The sequence below is a fragment of the Thiocapsa sp. UBA6158 genome, assembly GCF_002423035.1.
Lineage (GTDB): Bacteria > Pseudomonadota > Gammaproteobacteria > Chromatiales > Chromatiaceae > Thiocapsa.
The window spans coordinates 1-3,141 of record NZ_DIUM01000140.1; the positions used below are offsets into that span (position 1 = coordinate 1).

Sequence of the window (3,141 nt, forward strand, 5' to 3'; positions counted from 1 at the left end):
AGGCTTGCTTGCTCAGCCATGGTTTAAGCTCCGTCGTGAGAATGTGTAAATGCGCCGCCGATATCGATCGAGGGGCGAACCTCCGTGGCACCGACTACCTCCACGAAACACGCTTGCGTTCCTTGTGGCCCGGAACGTTCGGACTGACTTGCTGTCCTTGTGTGTCATCTTAGCTTGACAGGCAAAGATGTCAAGCTTCTTTTACATAAAAAAATAAGGGAAAGGCCGGAGCGGCGGAAAGGGTGCGATTCAGCCGCAGTAGGCGCAACCCGAGCGCGGCATCGGGGCACAACATTGGGAGCAGGAGTGTCAGCGCGTGGCGCAAGGAGGCAAGGACAGTCGGGGCGCGCCCTGGATGATCGGCGAGAACGAGGGATGGTGAAGTCGGGAGAGTGCGGGAGTGGGCGAACAATCGCCCACGCGGGATCGACTCAGAGGACGGACCGCAGATAGCGAAACAGGTACCCGAGGGCATAGATGGCACCGAAGGCCACGAGGGCGACCTTGATCATATAGAGGATCATGGTCTTGAAGGGGCGTAGGTTGCCCATGGGCGTGGCGGCGACCTCCGCACTCCCCTCCTCCCCGGCGACGCCCGAACCCGTCGAGGACGGCTCGGGTGTAGCGTCTTGGCGCGGCGCGCCTCCCGCACCAGCCCTCGGCTCCGCCTGCACAAGCTGATACGGCGAGGTGTTGGCGATCTTGAAGAACTGAATCTCGGCATCCTCACCCTCTCGCTCGATCACGACCAGCTCGGTTCCCAGACCGAGGCCTTGGTCGGCGGCGAAACCCAGGGCGAATGCCTCGGCGGTCTCCGCCTCGCCCTTGGCCTCCCAGGATTTGGGCTTGTCCGGCCAAGTTCTCTTTGCAGCGTATTTCACAGATGTCTTCTCCCGACAGACCGACGTTGAAGCCGGGAGGCGCCGTGGATCGGCGTCTCCCCAAAGACTGCGGGGGATTGTATGGCTGGACCCTAAGCTTGTCACCGATCCGTCCTGCGGCTCGGCAGCGGGTTTTTCGACTCAGGATCTTAGCGCATGGCCGAGACAACAGAGTCCCGATCTGCAGCGGTAGATCCGTTTTGGGATCTCCCGTTTTTTGGATCCCACTGGTCCGCCACCGGATCGCCGACGGAGGACCAGGCTCGGCTCAAGCCGGACCGGAGGGGTGCATCTGCGACTGAAGATAGTTCTCGAGACCCACCCGATCGATCAATCCGAGTTGCTGCTCGAGCCAGTCGGCGTGGTCTTCCTCGGTGTCTCTGAGTAGTTGCAGCAGAACGTTACGCGTCTGGAAATCCTTGTTCTGCTCGCAGCAGGCGATCGCTTCCTTCAACGCCGCCGCGACCTCGTACTCGACCTGGAGGTCGTTAGCCAACATCTCCGGCACGCTCGCACCCACGCGCAGTCCGTCGCGCTGACTCAGATCGGGCGTCGCCTCGAGGAACAGCATGCGCCGGATCAGCATCGTGGCGTGCTCCTTCTCCTCCGTGGCCTCGTGCTCGATGCGCGCGAACAGTTTGGCGAAACCCCAGTCCTCGTACATGAGCGAGTGGATGAAATACTGATCGATCGCGGCCAGCTCGTTGGAGAGCAGGCGTTGAAGATGGGCGATGACTTCGGGGTTACCTTTCATATCTGGGTCTCCGGGGCTGCTGTGGTCAGATCGCCGACTCGAGATAATTCGGCAGTCCGACGCTCTCGATCAGTGAAAGCTGGGTTTCGATCCAGTCGATCCGCTCTTCGCTCGACTCCTGAATCTCTTCAAGATGGTGGCGGCTCACGAAATCACCCTGCTGCTCGCAATGTGCGATGGCGCCGGCAAGTGCTTCACGGTAGCGCAGCTCCATCGAGAGATCGCAGCGCAGGATCTCAGGAACATCCTCGCCGATCAGCAGCTTGCCGAGGTCTTGGAGGTTCGGCAACCCTTCCAGGAAGAGGACGCGCTCGACGATCTTATCCGCCTCTTTCATGGTCTCGATCGAGGCATGGTAGACCCGTTTCTCCAGCGTCTTGAAGCCCCAGTTGCCGAGCATCCGCGCGTGCAGGAAATACTGATTGATTGCGGTCAGGGCTTCCTTGAGCACCGCGTTGTGATGCTGATTGATGGAGGGTTGGGTTTTCATCTGGACTCGACCTTTAGACCTTGACAGAGAATGACTGAAAGATGCGCCGAAGCACATCTTGACACAAATGCGAATCGTTCCTATTATTCCCCCTACACCACGGGGATGTCGGGGAAATCTCATGTACGTATGCGTTTGTCAGGCCGTTACCGAACGCCAGATCATCGCGGCGGGCGAGCGAGGAGCCGAGAGGCTCGCCGACCTGAGGAAGGAATTAGGCGTACCCGGCGACTGCGGTCGCTGCGGGAGCTGCGCGAAGGCGTTGTTGCGAAAGGTCGTCGAGAGCCGCCGATCACAAGCGTTAACGGCTGCCGCCTTTTCGTGATCCTTCACCGTCAACCTCGTGCGCGAGCAGAGTTCATCCAATGCGAAACGTCGACCGATCGCCGCCGCTTCAGTCCCGCACGCTCCGCGAACGTCTCTGCGATACCCTGACGCGAATCGGTCACGCTCTTCCGCCGAGCCGGCGACGCCAGCGATGGTTGCTGATGAAGCGGTTCTTTCGGACGAATCGAGATCGGCATCTCCACCGAGCCTCCGCACGCGAGGGGAGATGACGTCGAAACGCGTCGCTTCAAGTGCCCGACGCTGAATCCTGGCCTTCCGACGGTCCGAGCGCGCTCAGCGGGGCGGCTCGACCGCGAAGTGGGCGGCTCATCGGCAGACCAGGTTCGGCCGCACTGATCGACCGACGACATCGTTGCGGCCCGCGCCGCACCCAGCTCGATATACCCGGGCATACTCTTGAGCGTGCGGATTTCGCCTTCTCGCGCAGAGCCGGGTCGTCCGCCGCAGCCAGGGTCGCGACGAACCCCGCCGAGACAGCCAAGGCGATCATTCGCCTCTTCATCGAGTTGTCCTCTTTTGTCCTCGGTTCTCCGAGGACGCGCGGTCGCCGCGGAGGGAGCCCGCGCGCGCGCGCACCGGCCCCACATCGAGTCTAACCTCGCCGCGGGAAAAGGCATCCAAGACGGCGCCCGGGATGTCGCCCCAGGGTGTGACCGAAACTGATGCGT

The 3,141-nt window shown here is 61.5% G+C and carries 4 protein-coding genes; 1 reads left to right on the top strand and 3 read right to left on the bottom strand.

Going from position 1 to position 3,141, the window contains the following annotated elements; translation table 11 throughout:
- Nucleotides 1-431: 431 nt before the first annotated feature.
- The 3 genes from B4N44_RS19760 to bfr (B4N44_RS19770) all read right to left on the bottom strand — a co-directional run bounded on the left by B4N44_RS19760 (nucleotide 432) and on the right by bfr (B4N44_RS19770) (nucleotide 2,125).
- Complete coding sequence (locus B4N44_RS19760; RefSeq protein ID WP_296704822.1) at nucleotides 432-881, bottom strand: hypothetical protein; 450 nt, start codon at nucleotides 879-881, stop codon at nucleotides 432-434.
- Between the two features lie 268 nt (nucleotides 882-1,149).
- On the bottom strand, nucleotides 1,150-1,635 hold the full coding sequence (bfr, locus tag B4N44_RS19765; RefSeq protein WP_296704825.1) for a bacterioferritin: 486 nt from the start codon (nucleotides 1,633-1,635) through the stop codon (nucleotides 1,150-1,152).
- A 25-nt stretch (nucleotides 1,636-1,660) separates the two neighbouring features.
- Nucleotides 1,661-2,125 (bottom strand): bacterioferritin, encoded by a 465-nt coding sequence (gene bfr, locus B4N44_RS19770; RefSeq protein WP_296704828.1) that lies wholly within the window; start codon nucleotides 2,123-2,125, stop codon nucleotides 1,661-1,663.
- A gap of 121 nt (nucleotides 2,126-2,246) precedes the next feature.
- On the opposite strand from bfr (B4N44_RS19770), the gene B4N44_RS20015 reads away from it, so the two are divergent.
- A complete protein-coding gene (locus B4N44_RS20015) occupies nucleotides 2,247-2,450 on the top strand; it encodes a (2Fe-2S)-binding protein (protein WP_414718175.1) in 204 nt (67 codons plus the stop codon).
- Nucleotides 2,451-3,141: the final 691 nt, after the last annotated feature.